We start from the raw sequence: 23,523 nt of genomic DNA, 5'->3' as shown, positions 1-23,523 counted from the left end.
CGGGGGTATGAGATTGCGTATGCGGCTCAGCCCAGGGCCTTGTCAACCACCTGGCCGGCCTCGTCCAGGACCTGCTCCAAGGCCTCGGGGGAGACGAAGGACTCGGCGTAGACCTTATAGATGTTCTCGGTGCCGGAGGGGCGGGCGGCGAACCAATTGTCCTTGGTGGTCACCTTGATGCCGCCTATCCTTGCCTGGTTGCCCGGTGCCTCGGTCAGCTTGGCGGTGATGGGCTCACCGGCCAGGGTTGAAGCGGTGACGTCGTCGCCGTTCAGACGGGCGAACTTCTGTTTCTGTTCCAGGGTGGTGGGGGTGTCGACACGCGTATACCAACTCTGGCCGAAGCGTTCGACCTGCTCCTGGTGGAGTTGGGCCGGGTTCTTCCCTGTCCGCGCCGTGATTTCCGCGGCCAGGAGGTCGGGAATCAGTCCGTCCTTGTCTGTCGTCCAGACCCGGCCGTCCCGACGCAGGAAACTCATGCCGGAGCTCTCCTCGCCGCCAAAGGCGACCTCACCCTTGAAGAGGGGGTCAACGAACCACTTGAAGCCCACGGGCACCTCGACCAGTCTTGCCCCGATGGAGGCGGCCACGCGGTCGATCAGGGATGAGGAGACCAGGGTCTTGCCGATACCGGCGCCCTCGGGCCATCCGGGCCGGTTGCCCGAGAAGAGGTACTCGGCGCAGACGGCGATGTAATGGTTGGGATTCATGACTCCACTGCCCGGGCAGACGATGCCGTGACGGTCCGCATCGGGGTCTGTGCCGCCTACCAGGTCGTAAGCATCCCAGGCCCCGGCTTCGAGCCTGTTCACCAGGCCCTTCATGGCAAAGGGGGAGCTGGGATCCATCCGTATCTTTCCGTCGTGGTCGACGGTCATGAACCGCCAGGTTGGGTCCACCTCAGGATTCACGACACCGATGTTCAGCCCATACCGTTCGTTTATCAGGGGCCAGTAGTTGACCGATGCACCGCCGAGCGGGTCGATGCCCAGACGTACGCCCGAGGAGCGAATCAGGTCGAAGTCGATGACATTGCCCAGGTCGGCCACGTAGTGCTCGCGGAAGTCGAACCGCTCCACCAGATCGGACTCGATGGCCTGCTCGAAGGGAATCCGCCTTACCCGCCGGTAGTCGCCCAGAAGCTCATTGGCTCGTGCGGCGATGGCATTGGTCGTCTCGGCGGGGGCCGGCCCCCCTGTGGGCGGGTCATACTTGAATCCGCCGTCGGTGGGCGGGTTGTGTGAGGGGGTCACCACGATTCCGTCCGCCAGGTCAGAGCCAGTGAAGCGCTGGGTTCCGTCAGTGGCACGGTTGTGGGTCAATATGGCTTGGGAGACGGTGGGGGTGGGGGTGTAGTCGTCGTTGGCGTCTATCCGGACCCGGACCCCGTTGGCTGTCAGTACCTCGATTGCGGTCTTCCACGCAGGAAGGGATAGGCCGTGGGTGTCCCGCCCGAGGTAGAGGGGGCCGGTGACTCCCTCGGCCTTGCGTCGTTCGGCAATGGCCTGGCTGATGGCGACGATATGAGCCTCGTTGAACGAGGTGGTCAGGGCCGACCCGCGATGACCTGAGGTGCCGAAGGAGACCTTCTGGGCATCGTTGCCGGGATCGGGAACAAGGTCGTAGTACTTGCCGATCAGGTCGTCCAGGTTGATCAGATCATCAGGTGTGGCGGGCATGCCCGCATTCTGTGCTGCCATGCCTTCTATCATGCCACCGGCATGGGAGAACTATCCGAGGGGAGTGGAGGCAGGGAGGAAGGTGTCAGTCGGTCTGGGGCACCCGGACATTCAGGGCCTGACGCTCCACCTCAAGGGCGATGTGGCGGGTCTCTCCCAGGATGTCCCCGTCAACCTGTGCCAGGGCAGGGTCATCCAGCTTGATTTCCGCCCGGGGCCCCTGGAGCTGGACGATGGTCGAGTTGGTGGAAAGGGGTGACTTGCTGGCCTTGCGGGTGATGGTCTGGTGCATGACATCGCCGAAGAGGTTGGCCCAGCCTATGAGTCCCGCCGAGGTGTCGATGATTTCGAAGTCCAGGTTTCCGTCGTCCCAGGACGCGTTGGGCATCAGGGAGAATCCCGGAATCTCGCCGCAGTTGCCGGCCATGAAGGTGCGGAAGGTCACTGATGTGTTGGTCTGGGTCACCTGGTCGGGGCGGGTGATGGATATGTCGCCGGTGTATTTGGGGGCGAACAGGTGCTTGGCTCCACTGATGAAGTAGGCCAGCCAGCTCACGGTCTTCTTGAGATTGGGGTCCGTGTCGTCGATCATCAGTGCGTCGAACCCGATGCCGGCGATGATCAGGAAGGCATGCCCGCGGTCCTTGTCCTGTCCGTCCAGGAGGAACATGCGGCCCACGTCCACCAGGTTGGATCCGTGTGAGGTCGCCACGGTCAGGGCGGCGTCCAGATTGCCGACGGGAATGCCCATGTTCCTGGCGAAGAGGTTGCCGGTCCCGATGGGAATGATGCCCATGGCCTGCCCGGTTCCAGCCAGGGCGCTTGCCACTGTCCGAACCGTCCCGTCGCCACCGACGGCGACGACCACCTGGGCCCCCTGTTCAAGTGCCATCAGGGCGCATGCCTTCCCATCCCTGTCCAGCCGGGTCTCAATGAAGCGAACCTCACGGATGTGTTTGGCCTTGCAGTAGGCCTGGATGTGTTCACGGGTCTCGGCGGCCTGGGGTTTGGAGGGGTTGATGATGAAGGCGTAACTGACCTGGTCGTCGTCCCTGGCCTCCAGTTTGCGTGCGAACTCCCGCTGTTTGTAAGCGCGCATGAGAAGGGCCACCGCCGCAAAGACAATGGCAAGTCCTGCCAGAGTGCACAGGAAGACGACTGCTGGAGTTGGCATGATTCCATTGTGCCGTCCCTGGCGGCGAGGCATCGGGAGCCGACCAGACATGAACGAATCCTCTACGTTGCCTGTCACCTTGCGCATTCATGGTTCGGGGTGTAAACAATGCAAGGACGTGATGTGCCGCTTGAAGTCGGGCGTGACTGCCGATGCAGGTGAGAAAACGATGGTTGAAGGGTGATGATGGGGCTCAGCAATGGGTAAGTACCGCAGTGTGTTCGACATCATCGGCCCTGTGATGATCGGGCCCTCCAGTTCCCATACGGCGGGGGCCGTCTCCATCGGGAGAATCGGTCATATCCTTGCAGGTGGCATACCCGACAGGGCCGTGATTCATTACTATGAGTCCTTTGCCCGGACCCACAAGGGGCACGGGACCGATTACGCCATCGCCAGCGGTCTTCTTGGCCTGGCCCCGGATGATCCCAAGGTTCCCAACGCCTTGGCCATCGCCTGCGGCATGGGTGTGGATATCGAGTTCATCGAGGAGGATGGCGACAGCCCCATCCACCATCCCAATACGGCCGTCCTGGATATGGAAAAGGACGGGAAGGTCGTCTCCTTCTGGGCCTGTTCCATCGGCGGAGGGACCATCGAGGTCCGTCGAATCCGAATGGATGGTTATGACATGAGGCCTTCCGGTCTCCTGCCCATGCTCTTCATCGAGGAGAACCATTCCCGGAGCGACTCCGACAAGGCGCTTTCAACCGTTGAGGCAATGCTGGGCCGGGGCGGCCATGTCATGCAGAAGACCATATATCCCAAAATTGATGGCGAGGGTCGGCGGATGATTGGTTTTGAGTTGGAGCATCCCCTCTCCGCGGCTCAACAGGACGAGATCGATGTCCTCGCGTCGCGGCTGATCTACCTTCACTGAATTCAAATCGAGAAATAAGGAATGTGTCATGTTCGGTTCGATTGCTGAGTTGGTCGGCGCTGCAGAGAAGACAGGGACACCCATCTCCGAGCTGATGATCCAGCAGGAGTGCGCCAGATCGGGGCGGACCCGGGACCAGGTCTGGTCGAGGATGTCGCAGGATCTGGATGTCATGCTGGCCGCCGCCAAGAAAGGGTCGGAGGGCCGGGGCGTTTTCTCCAAGACCGGGCTGAGCGGGGGAGAGGCCGCGCTCCTGGACAGGTATAGGCGAAGTCGGACCACCTTGAGCGGTGACACCATGGTCGGGGCGGTGGTTGCGGCCATGGCCACCAATGAGGTCAACGCCGCCATGGGGGTTATCTGCGCAACGCCGACGGCAGGTTCCTCCGGCACTCTGCCAGGGGTCATCAATGCCCTCAGGGAGCGGATTGACCTTTCCAGGGAGGGGCAGGTCAGATGTCTGTTCACTGCTGGGGCCTTCGGTCTGGTTACTGCCAACAAGGCGATGATTGCCGGGGCCACTGGTGGCTGCCAGGCCGAGGTCGGGAGTGCGTCCGCCATGGCCGCGGCTGCCGCGGTCGAAGCCGCAGGTGGGGATCCGGCAACCTGTGCCGAGGCATTCGCCATGGCGTTGAGCAACCTCCTCGGCCTGGTCTGCGATCCGGTGGCCGGACTCGTTGAGGTTCCCTGTATCAAGAGGAACGCCATAGGTACGGCCAACGCCCTGATTTGCGCCGACATTGCCCTCTCCGGAGGGACAAGCAAGATTCCTGCCGACCAGGTGGTTGCGGCCATGAAATCCATCGGAGAGGCCATGCCTGCATCCCTGCGCGAGACCGGGGCGGGTGGTCTGGCCGATACCCCTGCCGGCAGGGAGTTCAGAAAGACCGTTTTCGGCGAATAGGTGCCGTAGGCGGGGTGGTCCGATTCGTTGATTACCGCGCCCCGGCGAAGCCATCCGTGTCGATTGGCGGAAGTAGAATCCAACTATGCTAGATATCCAGTTCATTCGCGAGCATCCCGATGTGGTTAAGGAATCCCAGCGAAAGCGCGGCGAGTCCGTGGAACTCGTCGACGAGGTTCTCAAGGCCGACGACCAGCGCAGATCGGCGCTCCAGGCCTACGAAACTTCCAGGGCCGAGCAGAAGTCCTTGGGCAGACAGGTGGCCTCGGCATCAGGTGATTCCAAGGCGGAGCTGATTGCCGGGACCAAGAAGCTGGCCGAGCAGGTCGGACGCAACAAGACCGCTGCTGATGAGGCTACGGCCGAATACACGAATCTCCTGTGGCGATTCAGCAATCTCGTGGAGCCCGAGGCACCCGAAGGCGGCGAGGATGATTACGTGGTCGTCAAGCAGGTCGGCACGCCGCGGAACTTCAAGTCCGAAGGCTTCGACCCCAAGAACCATCTGGACCTGGGTGTGGGTGTGGCTGGAATCGACATGCGCCGGGGCGTCAAGATCTCAGGATCCCGCTTCTACTTCCTCCGGGGAGATGTGGCCCGTATGGAGATCGCCATGCTGACCATGGCCGTGGATCAGGCGCAGGAGCATGGCTTCATCCCGACCATCACCCCGACACTGGTCCGCCCCGAGGTCATGGCAGGCACCGGCTTCCTCAATTCGCATGCAGATGAGATATATCGTCTGCGTGAGCCCGATGACCAATACCTGGTGGGCACTTCTGAGGTGGCCCTTGCCGGTATGCATGAGGGCGAGATTCTCGATTTGTCCGATGGGCCCCTGCGTTACTGCGGATGGTCCAGCTGCTACCGCCGTGAGGCAGGCGCCGCCGGCAAGGACACCATGGGCATCATCCGCGTCCACCAGTTCAACAAGGTGGAGATGTTCGTCTACTGCAAGCAGGAGGACTCCCGCGAACAGCACCAGCAGCTGCTGGCCATGGAGCAGGAGATGCTGGAGAAGGTCGACGTGCCCTATCGCATCATCGATACGGCGGCGGGCGATTTGGGATCCTCTGCCGCAAGGAAGTTCGACTGCGAGGCCTGGGTGCCTACTCAGAACCGTTATCGCGAGCTGACCTCCACCTCCAACTGCACCGAGTACCAGGCCCGCCGTCTGAACGAGCGTGAACGCCTGGAAGACGGGTCGACCCGCTCGGTCAGCACCCTGAACGGCACGCTTGCCACGACTCGCTGGCTGGTTGCCATCCTGGAGAACCACCAGAACGCCGACGGATCCATAGTGGTACCGGAGGCCATGCGCTCCTATATGGGTGGCAAGGAGGTCCTTGAACCCACCAAGTGGGAGGTCTGAGCCAGATTTGCGGTGCGGCCCGCGACCCTCGGCGGAATGTCGATGGAGCGGATGTCGTATCATGATAGTTGTGCCTGATGGTTCAGGCTCATGGACAGGTGTCTGAGCGGTCGAAAGAGACGGTCTTGAAAACCGTTGAACGAAAGTTCCGCGGGTTCGAATCCCGCCCTGTCCGCACGGTTGGCCCTGGAAGAGATTCCAGGGCCTTGCTTTAGGAGATTGCGCCCTTGCATGCATCTCGATGCGCGGGAATTAGTTACTTACCGTATAGCTTTGGTTAGGACTTTCAACCTTAGTTTAGGGTAATCACCGCGTCGTGTCCCTGTGAAACATCGGGGCACGACGCAGTGTCATGCTTTACGTACTGGTACTTGACGACTTGCGATTACTCGCTCGTTACGAGTCTCTGTACCTGGTCTCGAATCTGATCTGAGTACTGGTATATTTCATCGAAGTTGTCGATAGGTACCCGCGTTACGGTTTTATTCTCGTCAAAGAGCCCCAGGTACTTCTGCCTTCCATTGAAGAAAAGTCTGACTACGGGGCGTCGGTTGTTGTCGTCCAGGAAGATGGCGCAGTACATCTTTGCATCTCGCATGGTAATCCGGGATGAGTCGACATCGCTGCAAGCAATGGCTTTGACGATGCGATAGGCTGTGAGCTCATCTTCGGTGGTCTCAATGCTGTCGTCCGCTTCGTCAGTACTGCTCTTATCGGAGTTTTGTTCATCGCTCTGAGAAGGTGCTTCAACCTTGATGTCATCGGAGCCTAGAGCGGTCTTGAGTCTGTCATTGACCTGATCTGTTAGGAAACGCTTCAGGGCTTTGTCTACGAGAGGATGGAACTTGTCCATGACGCTCTGACGAAATGCGCCATCATAGACATGCCCTGCAAGGAGCTTTACAAAGTCATCGGAGGGGGTGCGAAATTCGTCTGCTACAGCTCTCTTCAGCGCGCCAACATATTTAAGCTCTTCTGCTGAGCTAGCAATGCTGTCAATGTCAAAGGCGGGTTTGGTGAGCTTTAGCAGTTCGGGGAGAACTGTTTCATCGATATTGAGCAGATCGAGAACAAGAAATGGCTTGGAATCCATACGGTTGGGTTCATCAATGTCCATATAGAAGTTCCATATTTGCCCGTTTGTAAGCACACCGATGCGCGCATGGGTCGTTGCAAAATAACGGAAGAGCTGGCTTGCGTTTTCTACCGAGAGTTGTGACCCGATTTTCTTGCATTCGATGAGAATTTGCACTTGCCCATCGAGAACCAGTGCATAGTCTACTTTCTCCCCTTTCTTCACGCCGACATCGGCAGTGAATTCAGGAATGACCTCGCCGGGGTCGAATACATCGTATCCGAGGACCTGACCGATGAACGGCATTATGAACGCTGTTTTCGTGGCTTCCTCGGTATCGATAGAGTCCTTTAGGTTCTTAATCTTCGACACCACATTCTTGACGGCCTCGTCGAATTCCATAACTATCCCCTAGCATGAAAATAGAATTTTAATAATAGTATATACCCCTTACTCGGCAGTAGTAGAGCTTGAAGTGGTCTTATGCCTGTTCGGAATTGTCGAAGCTGTTGGCATGGCTTTAGGTAGTTCTTGAGTGCCCTGCAATCCTGGAGAAAGCGATGCTTATGTCCGGCTCGCTGTTGTTGTTTGTGACCGCGATTGTTCGCTGCCCGGGTAGGCAGCTATATGTCTGTGTGAGCCGCTAAATACGCTGTCGGAAGTCCGTGCGGTTGGCCCTGGAAGAGATTTTGTATATGGGCGACGGGCTAGAAATGCCCGAGGGGCAGTGCGCCCTGGCCCTGTATCGGTACTATCGTGGCAGCGTCGGCGATGTTCATATGAAAGGTGCAGAATCATGACCTACTTCGTCACTATCGTCTCCCTGTTGGGTGACTGGCTCCTTTTCACCTTCCCCCTGTATCAGGGGCTGATGGAGCTGAACGACTACCAGGAGCTCCTGGTGGGTTTCGATGAGATAAGCGGGAAATGGAAGATGATATCACCCTGGTGGTGGTTGGTTCCCGTGGTCAAGATACAAAAGGAACGTACCCGGGGGTACAGGATTCTGCGCGAGGCCACCAAGAGCAAGAGTGAACGGCATCGGGCGCTCAGTTTCATCGATAAGGCCACTGCCTGGTACTTCGTCGCACTGGCCGGATGGTTGAAGATGATTGCCTCCTCCTACGAGGTCCTGGAGGCCTTTGGCTGCGGCGAGGCAGTTTGGCTCCTCATCGTCATGGTTGTGCTGATGACGGCCGGCGGCCTCTTCAATGCCTACTACCGTATCGGGAAGAAGCGTGTAAGCCGTAAGGAGGAGGAGTTCAAACCTGGGGATGAAGTCACCAACGACTGACTCTTCGCCGCTCATCCCATCCCCGCGTCAGGACAGCTTACGCATGGGTTTCAGATGGTGACCAAGCGATTCAAAGGATGGACAGGCACCTGTCGCATACCCTGATGACCTGGCTGTTGGTGATGGCGACGATGGGGAGGGAATCCCGGTACTGCTCGATGATCTTGTAGTTGGTTTCGGCGAAGGGTTCCTCGGTGTAATGGGGTAATGGATGGAAATCCACCAGGTTGAGTCCCTCGGTGGAGGCCAGGTCCGGGGCTGCCGATCTCGGGTCCATGGCCTCCAGGTAAGCGATGTCCGGTCCGGTGACGACGGAGCCTGCTGACTCGCCGATGTAGAGTTTGCCGCGGTTGACCTGGTCCTTGATCTGCTCGCCGGCACCGGTCTTCTGCAGTTCCTGCAGGAGAAAGAAGGTATTGCCTCCTGACAGGTAAATCAGCTCATCCTCTTCCAGGCTCTTCCTGATGGTGTCCTGGTCGGCGGTCGATATTTCCAGCTCGTCAATCCGGCATCCTAGGTCGGCAAAGGCCTTACGGGCATCCCGTACGTACCAATCGGATTCCTCTGGCAGGTTGGCCGTAGCAATGAAGGCGACGGTCCGTCCTTTCAGGGAATCTCCGGCAGCGTCTTCAACCTTGTCGGCTACTTCGGCGAACGATGAAGTCAGGAAAAGCTGTTTCATTTCTGTCCTTAGACATATGGGCGAGACTCCGTGCCCGGGTTATGCAGACCTGGTTTCCATCTTCACCGCGTGGTCCGCCTGTTCACTTGCATTCCCCTGACAGTATACCGCCGGTTGTTTCCTCGCCTGCCCAGGTCGGGGTGGGGCATTGGAGGAGCGACTTGTAGTTCAGCCTGGTTACCATATGGACCATGGGTACGCAGGGAGAGGGAATCGGCGGTTTTCAAACGGATGAAGAGGACGGACGCATCCGTCATCTGCTGTTTTCCGCACGAGGGGTGCTGGTCGATTGGAACCCCCGCAAAGCGCTGGCAGGGCAGTATCCTCAGGGTGTCATCGACATGGTCCTTGATCCTTGCGACGAGTGGGGAATCTGGCGTTACCGGACCCTGATGAATCTGGGCTGGGACGAGGAGCGTGCCCTGACCGATTACGAGAGCACCCATGGGCCTGCCGTGGCCTGGGTATTCCGCCTCTACCTGGAGCGATTCGCCCTGACGATCACGGGAATGCAACCCGGCATGGACGAGCTGCTTGATGGCCTTCACGATCAGGGCTTCACCTTGTGGGGACTGTCCAATACCACACGGTCCCATGCCAGGTTGGCTGAACGGAAACTGGAGACGCTCGGCCTCCTGGATGGCGCCCTTATATCCGCTGAAGAGCATGTGCAAATGCCTGATTCTCTGTTCTTCCAGCTTGCCCTGCGCCGGTTTGGTATATCTCCCACCCAGGCGGTTTTCATCGGTGACTCACCAGATCAGGTGGAAGCCGCCGAGTCCTGCGGAATAAGGAGCATCCTCTTCAAAGGCGCAGACCATCTTCGTGAGGAAATACTGAAACTGTCATGACTTCCTGACTTTGATCCAGGGATCTCAACGTACGCATACAGCAGGCAGATGCGTCTTATCGGTATGCGCCCGAATGCCTGTCCTGCCTCAGACGATGCGGCGGTCGGCCGCCCAACGCGTGAGCTCGCTTCGGTTGGAGAGCTGGAGTTTGCGCAGCACGCTGGAAACGTGGGTCTCGACCGTCTTGACCGAGATGAAGAGTTCGGAGGCCACCTCCCGGTAGGTGTATCCGCGAGCAATCAGGCGCATGACCTCCTGCTCCCGGGAGGAGAGTCTGTCCAGTTCATCGTCCTGGGCGGGTAGGCCGGTCTCTGTGGCCTCGTCGTCCTGGAAGGCTGAGAGGACGAATCCCGCCAGTTTGGGTGAGAAGACCGCATACCCTTCGTGAACCTGGCGGATGGCTGAAATCAGATCGTTGGAGGAGATGGTCTTGGTCACATACCCCTGAGCACCGGCCCTGATGACCGAACCGACATCCTTGGGCGAGTCGGAAACGGACAGGGCCAGGAAGACGGAGTTCGGCGAAAGGGGGTGGGACCTGGTCAGGATTTCAGCGCCTCCGCCACCCTGCCCGCCCGGTACGTGAACGTCGAGGAGGACAACATCCGGCTGGGTCTCCCGCACCATGAGAATGGATGATTCCACATCCGGGGCCTGCCCGACAATGCTGAAGTGGGGTTGGAGCGTGGCGATGACGCCAGTGCGGAACATCTCATGGTCGTCAACAACGGCGACACGTATTGACTGAGTGTCATCCGGCCTGCCGGCGGAGGCATCAATGCTCGGATCCGGACCGTCCCCGACTGTCCTCCGACCGCCGTTCTTTGCGGTCAAATCATGGTTTTCCACAAGCAGAATCCTATCATTCCGTCGTCTGTCGGAGGTCTCGGCCTCCATTGGTCTCTTACTGTTTGCCCGCCTGCTGGCTGGCTGTCGAAAGAGGCATGTGCATCCTCACCTCTGTGCCCCAGCCAGGTCGTGAAACTATCTCGACCGTACCGCCCTGTCGCTTGATGCGCCCCACGATGGACTGCCTGATGCCCAGACGGTCCGGTGGCACCTTGTCCATGTCGAAGCCGGAACCGTGGTCTCGCACGAACAACTCGACCTTGCTGTGCCCGGCCTCGCAGTATACCGATATGGGTTCGCCCCCGTGGGTCACCGCATTGACCAGGGCCTGGCGTGAGGCATCGAGAAGGGCGTCCGTCTGGGCGCAGGGCATGGCATCGCCGACGGTGACCACCTCGATTGGCCTTCCGAACGAATCCTCGATCTCGGCGGCTATGTCGCGGATGCCGGTCCCTACCGACCGCTCCGAGGGGGTCCGGTCCTGGTAGAGCCAGTTGCGCAGGTCGCGTTCCTGGGACCTGGCCAGGGTGAAGACGGTCTGGGGATTGTCGGCATGGAGCTGGATGAGTGCCAGGGTCTGCAATACCCCGTCATGCAGGTGGGCGGTCATGTCGGCGCGTTCCTCCTCGCGTTCCTTCAAAGCGCTCTCCCTGCTGAGTTGGTGGATCAGGGAGCCGATCCAGGGTACGGCGACGGCCGTGATTCCCAACAGGAGTATGGCTGCCATCGACATCATGGTCAGCGCCCGGTTGAGCGGGAGGGTGGAAAGGAGGAAGGTGATGACCGAAGCGAGTATGAGGCCCAGGCTGGTCAGTAGGAGGGGGATGCGGAGACCGGAGTCCCCGGTTTGGATCCAGGAGAGGCCGATGCCGGTCAGGAAGAGGAGAGCCGGTATGACGACCGCGGGTCTCACGTTGCCGATGAGCATGAAAAGGGCCAGAAGCAGAAGGATGATGCCCAGGCCTGCTATCAGTTTCGGCTTGGAGGTGTTGCCGAAGAGCCGGCCCAGGACAGTGTGCTGCCTTTCTTCGGGGTGTTGCCCTGGAGTGGAGGTTGTGTTGCCCCGAGAGAGCGGGGACTGACTTTGGGGAGGGGCCATTGCTGCGGCAACCGGGTCTCCGGAGGGAAGTGTCAGCCAGAGAAAGACATACGGGATGGCGCCCACAATAGTCAGAGCCAGGAGAAGGGCGACGATGCGCACCCATCCCACCTTGATGCCGAGATGAAGACTGATTCCCTTGCAGACACCGCAGACCATACGTCCGTCTTGGGGGCGCATCAGAGGAAGCCTTGCAGGATGGATGGGGGCCGGGAACTGTTCCGGATAAGGGCGTTCCTGCCATTGGTATACCTGCTGGGGCGGCACCCCCTGCCGGTCTTCAGGATTCTGTTGCGAACCAAACCGACCTTGGAAGTTCCTCTGTGTCGAGTTCATGCTTCCATTATTTACCGTCGGGAGTAATCAGGGGGGAGGTTTCAGGGTTTTTCAGGGTCGAATCAGGGTGTTTCCCTATGCCCGGGCAGACTTCTTTCTGCTGTAATACAAGTATGAGCGGATATCAAAACAATCGTAACGGGCAGCCCGATGAAAGGCTGAGCGAAAAGCTGTTCCGGATGAGCCGGGAATCCTACCTGGTGCGTCCGGATGACAGGTGGATTGGTGGGGTCTGTGGTGCTATCGCCCGGCGTATGGGCTGGAACGTGGCCCTGGTCAGGGCCGTGATGATTCTCTGCATATTCCTGTTCGGGGCTGGTGCAGCCTTCTATGGGTTCGCCTGGTTCGTGTTCCCTGACAGTTACGGAGCCATCATCGCCGAGGACATACGTGACGGGCAGTGGCAGGGTTCCATGGTCGGCATCATCATTTGCTGGCTCTTGGCTGCAGGGGCCCTGGGAATCGGAGTGGCTTCCTTCCTTATTGCGGGACTCCTGCTGTATTGCCTCATCAGATGGAGCAGGCAGGAGGCCTTACGGTATTTTGCCGGCAACGCTGGCCCCGACGGAGGTCCAAACGCCGCCCCTGGGTATGGCTCAGGACCGCTCGGTCCCTCCCCGGCAGGTCCTGGCCCATATGCTCCCGGGCCATATGGTGCACAGGGGCCATACGGAGCAGGTCCTTACGGTTATGGTGGCAATGGTTCCGGCGGTTTCAACCCGGGTGCGGGTGCCTCAAGTGGTAGTGGCCCCGGTATTGGTGGTTCCGCTCCTTATGGGGCCGGTATAGGTAACTCCGGTCCTGCTGGCCCCGACCCTCGTGGTCAGGGGATTCAGAACCCCGGCCCCTACGCCTTGGGTTCCGGCGTTCCCGGTTGGCAGGGCGGACAGCAGCCTCAGGCCGCGTGGCAACCCCATTCCACCGGAGTTGGTCCGGACCAGCATCAGTCCGGTACCGGTGGCGGACCCGCTTCCCCAGGCGTTCGTGCGGCTTCTTACCCCTCTGCGAGTGCTCCGGCTCCGGCCTATACAGGTCTGTCGCCGGAGCCTCGGCCCCGTGTGCGCAGGCTGCGTCGGAAACCCGCAGGCCCGGGGTTGGTCAGCCTGATGCTGGGGCTGATACTGGTCTCTGGCGGAGTCGTCTGGATAGCTGCCGTCAATCCATACCGCGGCCTCCCCGATACCATACGGATGGCGCTGGTCTGGGCTGCTGCTGTGACCCTGGTGTTGGGAATCACCATCCTGGTCCTTGGATGCATCGGGCGGCGTTCCGGAGGGCTGACCCCGATTGCGATTATTTCGGCCTTGGTGGTTTTGGTTTTGAGTTGCATCAGCATAGGGGTCGGTAATGCGGAATACGCCATTCGCTCCAACCTGGATACCTACCACACGATCCGCGTGGGTGAGAGTGGTAGGAAAATGGGGTCGACCAGAGAGGAGATGGAGAGGTACAGGTCCGGAATTCTCCTGAAGGGTGATGTCGACCACCGGGGCAAGGCGGTCATTGACCTGACCGACTTTGAAAAGAACAATGGCACCCATCAGGTCGAGATGACCGACTCGGACATTTCAACCTCAGGCTGTCCGATCGGTGAAATCCGTCTTGCTGCCTTATTCGCCGATATTGAGGTCATCCTGCCCCAAGGTTGCACGTATTCCTTTGCGCATCCGGGCGACGATCTCCTCAACTACGGACCCGATGTCGAGCCGCGCCTACTGATGAACAGGGACTGGTGGAAGCAGCAGATACAGGACCGGAAAGAGAACGGTCTGGTGCCTTGGTATTGGAGTAATTTCGATCAGGGCGACGAAAAGCACATGCCGGATAATCCGGAGTTGAATATCATGCTTCGGCCGGACATCGGAGGCCACCTCGAGGTCACTACAAGGGGTACCGCCACCCTGCCTGAGAGGAAGGCGGTTAACAACGACAACCACCGGAACAGGTACCACGACGACGATGAAGATTGGTACACGGATCAGGGGGATGAGGATGATGAGTGAGCAGACCGATTCCGAGAGGGGTAAGAACGAAATGGGTGCGGAGGAAGTGAAACCAACCGGGTCGGAAACCACTGAGATGGAATCGACAGGCACAGACCCATCCGAGCTGAATACGGCTGAGATGGGTGAAACCGCAAGGGGTGCCGAGGCGCATCTTGGAAGCGGTGCACCCGTTGATGCCGCCGATAAGGGTGGGTCGGATACCGATACGCTACGTATGGATGAAACAAACATGACCGGGGCAACGGCACCGGGGTCGGGCCCTCAGAAGGCTCCCTTCCAGCCCAACTCCGCTCCCATGTACCGGGCCCCCAGACAGCCCGACCCTGAACCGATACGACCAACCGGGGCAAGCACCCCGACCATCGTTCTGGGGTGCGTCATTTCGCTCTTCGCTCTGGTCTTCCTCATCCTGGGCCTGGTTTACCTCCACTACGGGCAGAAGATGACAGAGGTCCTCAACTGGTCGGTCATCTTCCCTGTCTTCTTTGCGGTCATCGGCTGCCTTCTGGTGGTCATTGCCATCATGTACTGGATGTCGGGAGTGTACAGGAGGCATCGAGATTCCAAGGACCTGCGAGGAACAGCCGAATTCCATGAGGACCAATCGTCACAGGTGAGCGAGAAGGACGCTTCGGCGGTCAATCGGTCAGATACCGGGCCCACGGTCAGAAGCTGAACAGCCCCCAGAAGGCCAGGGTGGCGAGAATCATGATGGATCCGATCACGGTCAGGACCAGGGTGAGCCAGTGTCCCCAGCCTGCGGCCAGATGGATTACATGGGGCGGCACCTCAGTCCCTTCCTCCTGATTGTTCGAAGGAACCCTGATTACAGCCCGTGTAATCAGCGAGGCCAGGACCAAGCTCAGGACCAGGGCCAGGCATCTGAGCCCGGTCCATCCTGCCACGGATGCTGACGACAGAGGTTCGAGGGTCAGGGCGTGGCGAACCACACGCAGCGCATACCAGACCAGGAGCCCCATAACGACCAGTGACCCCAGACCCAGGCCGCATAGTCTGACGGCAATCCCGCTACCGTATCCAGTTGTTCCGGCCCGAGCCTCTTCCGGGTCGCGCTGCAATCTCCGCTTCCTTACCCAGGTTGCCAAGGCCATCCCGCAGGAAGACAGGAGCGCGAGCAGGAGGAGGACGGGACCGCCCACCATCAGTATCAGGAGTGTGTTCAGCGAGCGCAGGAGCCCAGAGCTGGTTTCCTCGGGCGCGGCAAAGAGCTGATTGGGGCTGCTCCCGGCAATCATGGGCGTTGCCCACTGGTCGGCTCCGGTGCCCTCGGCAACCCCGTTGATCCAATCCTCCAGGTCGTGCGTGTAATGGGACTCCAGCGGGAGTCCATCCTTGGCCAGGCGCGATCCGGTTCTGATTTGATGGTTGGTGGGGTAATACCGGACGGTCACGTTCCGGTTGCCGGCATCCCGGGCGCGGCGCATGATTTCCCTGGCCCCCTGTTCCACCGGCATGGAGACATCCTCGGTACCGTAGTTGACCAGGGTCGGCTGGGTGATGTGGTCAAGATAGGGGAGGGACTCAAAGTCGGCATATTCGAGACCCAGGGATGAGAAGTCCATCCCCAGGAGTTTCGGTATGACCTTCTTGATGCCCGACGGGGCCTTGATCAGATCGAGATATGAGGTTGCGGCCATGGGCATCTGCTGGCGTCCCGGATAGACGGGGGCGGAGGTCAGGATGGTGTAGGCCACGTCATGTCGGCGGGCGGTCATGATGCTTGAAATCCATGTGCCCTCGGATTCGGCGTATATGCCGACCATGGCCGGGTTGACTCCGGGCCAGGACCTCAGCTTCTCGAAGGACTTGTCGTAATCTCGCGACATGGCCTCGTAGTTCCTGTGCAGGGTGGAATACGTGTCCAGGCGCTTGTCGGGTACCAGGGTGGTGATGCCTGCCGAGGCCATGGCTGAGGCAAGATCTCCGTATACCTCGGAAGCCTTGCCGGTTCCTGCCCCGTGGATGAAGAGGCAGGCCGGCCTGGGGCCGGGGGCTCCCACGGGTTGGCGCACGATGGCATCGATGGCATGTCCAGGAGCCAGCTCGATTTGGATTTGGCTCTCCCGTACCTTATATGTGCCTTCAGGGGTGGTCGGCCCTTTTGAGGAGGCGATGGCCGTCTTCCTGGTGTCGACCTTGATATGGTCCTGGTACCGTTCCACCTGCCAGTTCGTGTTCATGGCCGAACCCAGCTGGACAAAGGCCACCAGGATGATGATGTATGTGGCCGCCAGGACCATCAAGCGTTTTCCGATTCGCACTGGACCAACTTTAGCGAGTCCCTGACCCATACATGGTGCGAGGAGGTCTCGCCCTGCCTAGGACTGCGCCCGCTCAGCCTCATCCAGGCTGTTGAACCCGTTCTGCTTGACTGTGAACAGGATTGTCTCCGCCGTCAGATTTCGCCCTTGGGAGACCATGTCGGCAATCATCCGCTCATACAGGCCCAGGGTCCTGGCTGAATAGGTGCTCAACTCCCCTCGGAGGTAGGTTTCGAACGAGGTGGAATCAGGGGTGTCCTGGCTGGTTCTGAGCACCCTCATCTCCCTGCCAAGTCTGGGGTAGCGCTCGCGGAATTCCTTGGCCCAGGCCACCTGCTGGTCGATGATGGCCTCCTGTCGGGTCTGACGCTCGATGCCCAGTTTCGGCAGGTAGGGGGCGATGTCGCGCCGGTACTGGTCGGGGACCGTGGACTCCATCATCCTTCCGTACTTCTCGGTCAGGAGGTTGCGCCCCGTGGCATCGGCCTGGTTCAGATCGTCGCCATAGCTGGATAGGAGGTCGGCCGGCCAGGTCATGAACTGGCTCAGTCTCATCTGGTGGAAAATCGGCCAGTTCCCCTGGCAGTTTGCAGGGCCGCCCTCGTTGTTGACACCTTGGAACTGAGCCCACTCGTGCCTGACGATATCCTCCCGCAGGGATTGGTCATCCCGCTGGTCTTGTTCGTCGTCTTCGCTTGTCATTCGACGTCCTTTCCGGATTCGCCCCGTTTTGCTGCCCTTCGCGGGTCCCTTAGATGCTGTGCAGGACCGGGTCGGTGCCATGGATATGTGCCTCGATATAGGGGCGCTGCCATTCCAGGAAGGTCTCCCGACTGTTCGTGAGCCCCTCGGCCTGCAGTTCATGGACGATCCGAGCGCAGATGCCCTCTATCTTCTCCTGTACCTGCTTGGCGGCAGGGCCTGCCCCCTTGCCGCCCTCGCCGAATCCGGCTCCGCCGTAGCAGGCGGCCGAGGCGAGCCTGAGAACGTCCTCCAGTTCCTGGGTGACCTCTCCCAGTCGGGCGGCCATGAGTCTGCTGAGACGACGCAGGGCCGCGAACTGCCACTTGTAGTAGGGGAGGTAACCGACGGTCAGGGGGTTGTTGACCAGGAAGACCAGGGAGGCGGTGGCCCGAACGAATTCGTTGATGGAGAGCATCGCCGCCGCCCCATCCCCACGTGCCAGGGACCTGGGAAGGTTGTACTGACCCGCCTGGGATATCATGCCCAGGCGGCGCGATATGAGGCTGAAACGCACGTCATCCGGCATGTTCTTGAAACCCTGCCGGACTGAGAGCATCCTGCCCAGGGGGTCGGCGAAGATCTTCCCGTTCGTGGCGGCGGCCAAGGTCGGCTCGTCCAGGAGGAGCCACTCGTGAGGATGATCCTCGGGAGGCGCCTGCCTGTACCCGGTCAGGGATTCGAAGAAGTCGCCGATTTCAAAAACGCCGACCCTCCTGTTGGCCCCCTTGGCCCGGACACTGTCGGTACGGGGATGGAAGCCCATGAAGTCCTGGGGGAGGACCAGGTAGTCGGCTTCCAGATCCTCGCCAATGGCCTGGTAGTCCTCCTCCGTCAGCCAGATGCAGAACCCGGGTCCGAAATCATGGTCCCTGGAGACGGCATCGTCAAAACCGTAACAGTCCGACCCATGCCCCATCAGTCCCACAGCCATACGACGTAAATACCGGGGGTACCTTTCCTGAATCATGGGTTTGCCGACTTGCTCCCAGTATGCCTTTGACAGGGCCAGACCACTGATGTCAGGTGTGGTCGAAGTCTTGTAGGAATCCAGGTTGTATCCGGTAACTGAATCGTTGTCGGTGCCGGTATTCCTTCCATTTGCCAACGGACGTGTGGCAGTGGGGAGGGAGGCTTCGACGGCATCGGGATCCTGTCCGGCCTCCTTGGCCGCCTCTTCTGCCTGCTCTAGGTTCTGACTGGTGATGGTGTAGTAGTCGCTGCCCTTGCCGTACCTGGACTCGATGATTGCCAGGGATTGACGATAGGCCTGTACTGCCTGGTCGAACCGGCCGGCGAAGAATCTGACCTGGGCGTATCCAGCCAGCGCCGAGGCATAGTGGGCGCTCTCCTCCAGATGACCTTGCCGGTAGATTTCCAGGGCTTTGACGGCGTGGTTCGTGGCATCCTGAACGATTGCCTCGCGTTTATCCTCGTGCTTGCCGTCCGTACCCTCCTGGAGGAGCAGGAGAGCCAAATTGGTGTTGGTCGATGCCAGATCCAGGTCTGCTGAGGGATCGGGGCTCGAGTCCTCCAATATGGTCATCGCCTGGCGTAGTTCCTGCTCGGCCTGGTCGAACCGCCCGGTCTCGCTGTAGAGCATGGAGAGGTTGTTGTGCAGGGCCGCCAGCCTTCTATCATCGGGCTTGAGGGTTTTTGCTGCCGAGGCCAGGGCCTGTCGGTAGAGGTCCTCTGCCTGGTCATACTGCTTGGCTGCGCGCAGGCCTGTGGCTGCGTTGATCAATGTGGTGGTCCAGGCCTCGGATCCTTCAATCCGCATCCGTGTGGCCAGCTCAATGGCCCGCTGAATAATCCACATGTTCTCCTTGTGTCGTCCCTGGGAGCGGTAGAAGCCCATGGTCTCGTTGAGTACGGTCAGGAGTCCTGCGTCGTCTCCAGCGTTTTCGGCATCCACCAAGGCTTGCTGTAGGTAAGGTTCGGCGTCGTCCTTGGCCTTGCCTGCCTGGAAGATGGCATCCAGACCGTCCAGGAACGCCTGGCTGTCAAATTCCCCGTCAGTCTGCATGTGTGCTGCGGAGTCTTCCCCCTGATGATTGTCGGCCTGCCTGTCGTCGACCATGTGGCCTCCCTCGCCTTTGATGACACTGCGAACCTGGCGGTACGTAGAGCAGTGTTCCCATTCTAAATCCGCAAGCATGAACGAACGCGGGAAACGGACGTTGATTTGGTCACACCGTTGCCGTGGTCTTGTCTGCATCGGTGATGGAAGTGATTACGTGCAGAGGAACGTCCGGTTGCGATTACGGATAGACGCATCAGGGCAAATAAAACGCAAGGGCAGACGATAACCGTCTGCCCTTGCGTGTGTCCGTCGGGGTAGGGGGATTTGAACCCCCGGCCTCTTCGTCCCGAACGAAGCGCGCTACCAAGCTGCGCTATACCCCGTGACAAGTCCTTGATTTTACACGGTGGGGTGGTACAAGACCATTCGGCGTGGCGGTTGGGGCTCATCCATAGGTGCCGTGTATCGGCTTTTGCGTACACTGTTGGGTTATGAGTGAGACTAGCGAAACCACGGAAAGACCACAGGACCAGGAGCCCGGCGAAGAGGGCATGAATACCATCCAGCGTGCCCAGATGCTGCTGGATCAGGACAATGCCATCGCTGCCCGGGTTGAATCCGGAGCCAGCCCCGAAGAGGCCATAGACTCCAGCAACAAGGAATTCGGTCCCCAGGCGCATCCCGAGCAGGTGCAGATCCGTGTGGCCAAGCGTGCGCAGATGCTCAAGGATGGCCTTGAACCATATCCGGTTCATCTTGATGTGACGGAGACCATCAATCAGGTTCGGGACCGTTATGAAGGCAAGCTTGAACCCGGCCAGGAGACCGAGGACGTGGTCGGCATCGCCGGGCGCGTTCTCTTCCTCCGCAACGGCGGTGGTCTCTGTTTCGTTCAGCTCTCCTCGGGCGACGGTACCCGTATCCAGGGCATGGTCTCCAAGAGGGAGATAGGTGCCGATTCCCTGAAGCGGTTCAAGCAGCTGGTCGACCTGGGCGACCACCTGTACCTGCGCGGCAGGGTGGTGTCGTCCAAGACCGGTGAACTCTCGGTCTTCGCCACCGAGTGGGATATCGCCGCCAAGGCATTGCGGCCCATGCCGGCCCTTCATAAGGACCTGACCGAAGAGCAGCGTACCCGCAAGCCCTACCTGGCCATGATCGCCGATGAAAAGGCGCGCGATATGGTCAGGCACCGTTCGGCGGCCGTCTCCTCCCTGCGTCGCACCTTCGACGGGCATGACTTCATGGAGGTGGAGACCCCCATGCTGCAGACCGTCCATGGGGGAGCGGCGGCGCGACCCTTCACCACCCACATGAACGCCTTCGATATCGATCTCTTCCTGCGCATCGCCCCTGAGCTCTTCCTCAAGCGTTGCCTGGTGGGAGGCATTGAGCGGGTCTTCGAAATCAACCGTGATTTCCGCAACGAGGGCGCTGACGGCACCCACGCCCCGGAGTTCACCATGCTTGAGGCATATCAGGCCTACGGTACCTACGACACCATCGGTGATCTGACCAAGGAACTGATACAGAACGCCGCCCAGGACGCCTTCGGCTCCATGGAGGTCACCCTGCTCGACGGGCAGAAGTACGACTTCGGTGGCGAATGGAAACAGATCAGCATGTACGAGTCCCTGTCTGAATCCCTGGGTGAGGAGATCACCCCGGAGACGGGCAAGGATCACCTGCGGGCCATCGCCGACAAGCTGGGCCTGGAGGAGGAGCCGGCCGAGAACCACGGCAAGCTGGTCGAGCATCTCTGGGAGCACTTCTGGCAGGACAAGCTGTACGAGCCCACCTTCGTGCGGGACTTCCCCGTCGAGACCTCGCCCCTGGTCAAGGCCCACCGGACCAAGAAGGGCGTCGTGGAGAAGTGGGACCTCTACGTGCGCGGGTTCGAATTGGCGACAGGATATTCCGAGCTGAACGATCCGGTGGTCCAGCGTCAGCGCTTCGTGGAGCAGGCCAAGATGGCGAGCCAGGGCGATGTGGAGGCCATGGATATCGACGAGGACTTCCTGGAGGCTCTGGGTGTCGGTATGCCGCCGGCCGGGGGTATGGGCATGGGTATCGATCGGCTTCTGATTGCTCTGACCGGTGCCTCCATCCGGGAGACCATCACCTTCCCCCTGGTCAAGCCCCTGGCTTGATTCGTCCCACCGGCGCGACCGGCGGATACAGCTGGGCCAGGTTTGTGGCAATTGCCAATGCATGAGGAGTTGCGATGAATACAAGATTGTGGATTAACGGTATGAGGCCCAAGACCCTTCCTGCCTCGGTGGCGCCTGTCTGTGTGGGCACGGCCGCCGCCCTGGTGGTCCGGGCCCGCCTTCAGGAGCAGTGCAACAGTGGCTGTTCGGTCACCCCTCCCGATCCCAATCTGCTTCAGGCCACTCCTGGCAGGATTGCAGTGGTCTTCGTCCTGCTCGTCTTCCTGGCCCTGTCCATGCAGATTGCCGCGAACTTCTCCAATGACTATTCGGATGGCATACGCGGCACCGACGAGAATCGCGGGGCTGCCGAGGCGGTCTCGGGGAAGCCCCAACGCCTGGTCGCAGCAGGGGTGGATCCCCGGAAGGTCCTTCGAGCCACCCTGATCGCTGCTGGAATTACCTGTGTCATGGGGCTGGCCGTCATGGCCATCACCGGTCATTGGTGGATGATTCTGGTAGGCATCTGCTGTCTGGCTGCCGGATGGTTCTATGTCGGCGGCAAGCACCCGTACGGATACCATGGCCTGGGTGAGCTCAGTGTCTTCATCTTCTTCGGGCTGGTGGCAACCCTGGGTACCGAGTACTTCATCATCGGGTCCGTGGACCTGACCGGAATCCTGGCTGCCTGTGCCTGCGGGCTGAACTCCGTGGGCCTGCTCATGGTCAATAACTATCGCGACATCGACTCAGACCGGGAGGCCGGCAAACACACGTATGCGGTCCTGGTAGGAAAGAGGATGGCGCGTATTTCCCTCTATCTGGTCTATGCAATCAGCATTCTGATTTCCCTGGTCCAGTTCGTCACGATTTCCTGGACTTTCGGCACGGTTTCCGTCCCGGCCGTCATCATTGTCATCCCCATCGCGGCCTTCCTTCTCCTCATTTGCATGAAGTTCGCCAAGGGGCATCAGTCCAAGGCCTCTGTGCTGGCAGGCAAGGGAACCTTGGTGTCGGCTCTGTGCTGGACTGTCGGGCTTCTTCTGGAACTGGTATGACTCTCAGCCGACGAGTATCAGGTCTTTGAACCGTCAGTAGCTCTGTGACAGGTTGCGTTGCAGTGCTCCGCCCGTCTCGTTGGCGCCGCACTGATTTGGATGGTCGACTGCGGCGACACTCAACCAACTGGGGCCGGGCGATTTCGGGATATCGCCCGGCCGATAGGCCTTCTGATGAGGTCTCTCATTCTCCCGCGATATGCCGTGTACTCGGGAGAACCTCGGTAATCCCCTCCGCTTGTTTCAGGATAGGGAGCAGGTTGAGATAACCCTGGTCGGGAGTCCCACTCAAGTCTTAGACTCTTGTATATGACTTACAAACTAGTACTGCTCCGGCATGGCCAGAGCGCATGGAACAAAACCAATCAGTTCACCGGTTGGGTGGATGTCCCGCTGACCGAGCAGGGTGAGGCTGAAGCCAAGAAGGGCGGCAAGCTCCTCAAGGACAAGGGTGTTCTGCCTGATATCGTCTTCACCTCCCTCCTGCGTCGCGCCATCAACACCGCCAACATCGCCCTGGATGAGGCGGACCGTCTCTGGATTCCCGTCAAGCGCGACTGGAGGCTGAACGAGCGTCATTACGGAGCCCTGCAGGGTAAGGATAAGAGCGAGATTCGCGAAGAGTACGGCGATGAGAAGTTCATGCTCTGGCGTCGCTCCTATGCCACCCCTCCGCCCGAGATCGATCCTGATGACAAGTACTCCCAGTCGCATGATTCCCGTTACGCGGGCGATCCCGTGCCTCGTGCAGAGGCCCTGGCCAACGTGGTCACGCGCGTCACCCCGTATTGGGAGAGCGATATCGTTCCCGAGCTCAAGACCGGCAAGACCGTCATGATTGCCGCCCATGGCAACTCGTTGCGGGCCATCGTCAAGATGCTCGACAACCTGACCGAGGAAGAGATCGCCAAGGTGAACATCCCCACGGCCATCCCCCTGCTCTACGAGCTGGATGAGAACTTCAAGCCCATCAAGCCCCGTGGCGAGTACCTGGACCCGGAGGCCGCCGCCGCCGGTGCCGCTGCCGTCGCCGCCCAGGGCCAGAAGTGATTCTGAGCCGGTAATTCA

The 23,523-nt window shown here is 59.9% G+C and carries 19 protein-coding genes and 2 tRNA genes; 11 read left to right on the top strand and 10 right to left on the bottom strand.

Annotation, left to right across the window (positions count from 1 at the left end):
- Positions 1-26: 26 nt before the first annotated feature.
- Both pgm and bcor_RS05555 read right to left on the bottom strand, forming a co-directional pair.
- Positions 27-1,700, bottom strand: coding sequence for a phosphoglucomutase (alpha-D-glucose-1,6-bisphosphate-dependent) (gene pgm / locus bcor_RS05560; protein WP_033497653.1), 1,674 nt, complete (start codon positions 1,698-1,700; stop codon positions 27-29).
- Positions 1,701-1,764: 64 nt separating this feature from the next.
- Positions 1,765-2,853 carry a diacylglycerol/lipid kinase family protein gene (locus bcor_RS05555; RefSeq protein WP_033497655.1) on the bottom strand — a complete coding sequence of 363 codons (1,089 nt, stop codon included), beginning with the start codon at positions 2,851-2,853 and terminating at the stop codon, positions 1,765-1,767.
- A gap of 199 nt (positions 2,854-3,052) precedes the next feature.
- On the opposite strand from bcor_RS05555, the gene bcor_RS05550 reads away from it, so the two are divergent.
- The 4 genes from bcor_RS05550 (at position 3,053) to bcor_RS05535 (ending at position 6,184) form a co-directional block, all read left to right on the top strand.
- Positions 3,053-3,733, top strand: coding sequence for a serine dehydratase beta chain (locus bcor_RS05550; protein WP_033497657.1), 681 nt, complete (start codon positions 3,053-3,055; stop codon positions 3,731-3,733).
- 28 nt (positions 3,734-3,761) lie between these two features.
- The gene (gene sdaAA / locus bcor_RS05545; RefSeq protein WP_033490596.1) at positions 3,762-4,637 is read left to right on the top strand and encodes an L-serine ammonia-lyase, iron-sulfur-dependent, subunit alpha; all 876 of its coding nucleotides are present in this window, start codon (positions 3,762-3,764) and stop codon (positions 4,635-4,637) included.
- Between the two features lie 85 nt (positions 4,638-4,722).
- Complete coding sequence (gene serS / locus bcor_RS05540) at positions 4,723-6,009, top strand: serine--tRNA ligase (RefSeq protein WP_033497659.1); 1,287 nt, start codon at positions 4,723-4,725, stop codon at positions 6,007-6,009.
- A 92-nt stretch (positions 6,010-6,101) separates the two neighbouring features.
- A tRNA-Ser gene (locus bcor_RS05535) sits at positions 6,102-6,184 on the top strand.
- Between the two features lie 210 nt (positions 6,185-6,394).
- On the opposite strand, the gene bcor_RS05530 is transcribed toward bcor_RS05535, so the two are convergent.
- A complete protein-coding gene (locus bcor_RS05530) occupies positions 6,395-7,486 on the bottom strand; it encodes a type I restriction endonuclease (protein WP_033497661.1) in 1,092 nt (363 codons plus the stop codon).
- A 394-nt stretch (positions 7,487-7,880) separates the two neighbouring features.
- Between bcor_RS05530 and bcor_RS05525 the strand changes: the two genes are divergently transcribed.
- Positions 7,881-8,378: a hypothetical protein gene (locus tag bcor_RS05525; RefSeq protein WP_033497663.1), complete on the top strand. Its 498-nt coding sequence runs from the start codon at positions 7,881-7,883 to the stop codon at positions 8,376-8,378.
- A 70-nt stretch (positions 8,379-8,448) separates the two neighbouring features.
- On the opposite strand, the gene bcor_RS05520 is transcribed toward bcor_RS05525, so the two are convergent.
- Complete coding sequence (locus bcor_RS05520) at positions 8,449-9,060, bottom strand: Type 1 glutamine amidotransferase-like domain-containing protein (protein WP_033497665.1); 612 nt, start codon at positions 9,058-9,060, stop codon at positions 8,449-8,451.
- Positions 9,061-9,251: 191 nt separating this feature from the next.
- Between bcor_RS05520 and bcor_RS07300 the strand changes: the two genes are divergently transcribed.
- Positions 9,252-9,911 carry an HAD-IA family hydrolase gene (locus bcor_RS07300; protein WP_051875712.1) on the top strand — a complete coding sequence of 220 codons (660 nt, stop codon included), beginning with the start codon at positions 9,252-9,254 and terminating at the stop codon, positions 9,909-9,911.
- 87 nt (positions 9,912-9,998) lie between these two features.
- On the opposite strand, the gene bcor_RS05510 is transcribed toward bcor_RS07300, so the two are convergent.
- Together bcor_RS05510 and bcor_RS05505 are read right to left on the bottom strand one after the other, a co-directional pair.
- Positions 9,999-10,808 (bottom strand): LuxR C-terminal-related transcriptional regulator, encoded by an 810-nt coding sequence (locus tag bcor_RS05510; RefSeq protein WP_081870373.1) that lies wholly within the window; start codon positions 10,806-10,808, stop codon positions 9,999-10,001.
- Between the two features lie 7 nt (positions 10,809-10,815).
- The gene (locus bcor_RS05505; protein WP_051875812.1) at positions 10,816-12,039 is read right to left on the bottom strand and encodes an ATP-binding protein; all 1,224 of its coding nucleotides are present in this window, start codon (positions 12,037-12,039) and stop codon (positions 10,816-10,818) included.
- A 269-nt stretch (positions 12,040-12,308) separates the two neighbouring features.
- Here bcor_RS05505 and bcor_RS05500 point away from each other — a divergent pair, with 269 nt between their 5' ends.
- Both bcor_RS05500 and bcor_RS05495 read left to right on the top strand, forming a co-directional pair.
- Entirely contained in the window at positions 12,309-14,198 is a 1,890-nt protein-coding gene (locus bcor_RS05500; RefSeq protein ID WP_158332636.1) for a PspC domain-containing protein, read from the top strand.
- A complete protein-coding gene (locus bcor_RS05495; RefSeq protein ID WP_148303974.1) occupies positions 14,155-14,877 on the top strand; it encodes a Yip1 family protein in 723 nt (240 codons plus the stop codon). The genes bcor_RS05500 and bcor_RS05495 overlap by 44 nt, the downstream gene beginning before the upstream one ends.
- On the opposite strand, the gene bcor_RS05490 is transcribed toward bcor_RS05495, so the two are convergent.
- The 4 genes from bcor_RS05490 to bcor_RS05475 all read right to left on the bottom strand — a co-directional run bounded on the left by bcor_RS05490 (position 14,867) and on the right by bcor_RS05475 (position 19,630).
- The gene (locus bcor_RS05490) at positions 14,867-16,483 is read right to left on the bottom strand and encodes an alpha/beta hydrolase family protein (RefSeq protein ID WP_158332635.1); all 1,617 of its coding nucleotides are present in this window, start codon (positions 16,481-16,483) and stop codon (positions 14,867-14,869) included. The genes bcor_RS05495 and bcor_RS05490 overlap by 11 nt on opposite strands.
- A gap of 57 nt (positions 16,484-16,540) precedes the next feature.
- The gene (locus bcor_RS05485; protein WP_051875711.1) at positions 16,541-17,185 is read right to left on the bottom strand and encodes a DUF4125 family protein; all 645 of its coding nucleotides are present in this window, start codon (positions 17,183-17,185) and stop codon (positions 16,541-16,543) included.
- Between the two features lie 49 nt (positions 17,186-17,234).
- Positions 17,235-19,304 carry a DUF4037 domain-containing protein gene (locus bcor_RS05480; protein ID WP_033497674.1) on the bottom strand — a complete coding sequence of 690 codons (2,070 nt, stop codon included), beginning with the start codon at positions 19,302-19,304 and terminating at the stop codon, positions 17,235-17,237.
- Positions 19,305-19,556: 252 nt separating this feature from the next.
- Positions 19,557-19,630: transfer RNA gene (locus tag bcor_RS05475), tRNA-Pro, on the bottom strand.
- A gap of 108 nt (positions 19,631-19,738) precedes the next feature.
- On the opposite strand from bcor_RS05475, the gene lysS reads away from it, so the two are divergent.
- The 3 genes from lysS to bcor_RS05460 all read left to right on the top strand — a co-directional run bounded on the left by lysS (position 19,739) and on the right by bcor_RS05460 (position 23,505).
- Complete coding sequence (gene lysS, locus bcor_RS05470) at positions 19,739-21,397, top strand: lysine--tRNA ligase (RefSeq protein ID WP_033497676.1); 1,659 nt, start codon at positions 19,739-19,741, stop codon at positions 21,395-21,397.
- A gap of 74 nt (positions 21,398-21,471) precedes the next feature.
- Positions 21,472-22,455, top strand: coding sequence for a 1,4-dihydroxy-2-naphthoate octaprenyltransferase (gene menA, locus bcor_RS05465; protein WP_081870371.1), 984 nt, complete (start codon positions 21,472-21,474; stop codon positions 22,453-22,455).
- 309 nt (positions 22,456-22,764) lie between these two features.
- Entirely contained in the window at positions 22,765-23,505 is a 741-nt protein-coding gene (locus bcor_RS05460) for a phosphoglyceromutase (protein ID WP_033490576.1), read from the top strand.
- The last annotated feature ends 18 nt before the right edge of the window (positions 23,506-23,523 follow it).

Origin of the sequence: Bifidobacterium coryneforme (assembly GCF_000737865.1) — a bacterium.
GTDB lineage: Bacteria > Actinomycetota > Actinomycetes > Actinomycetales > Bifidobacteriaceae > Bombiscardovia > Bombiscardovia coryneformis.
This window is presented reverse-complemented; position numbering and strand designations above follow the sequence as displayed.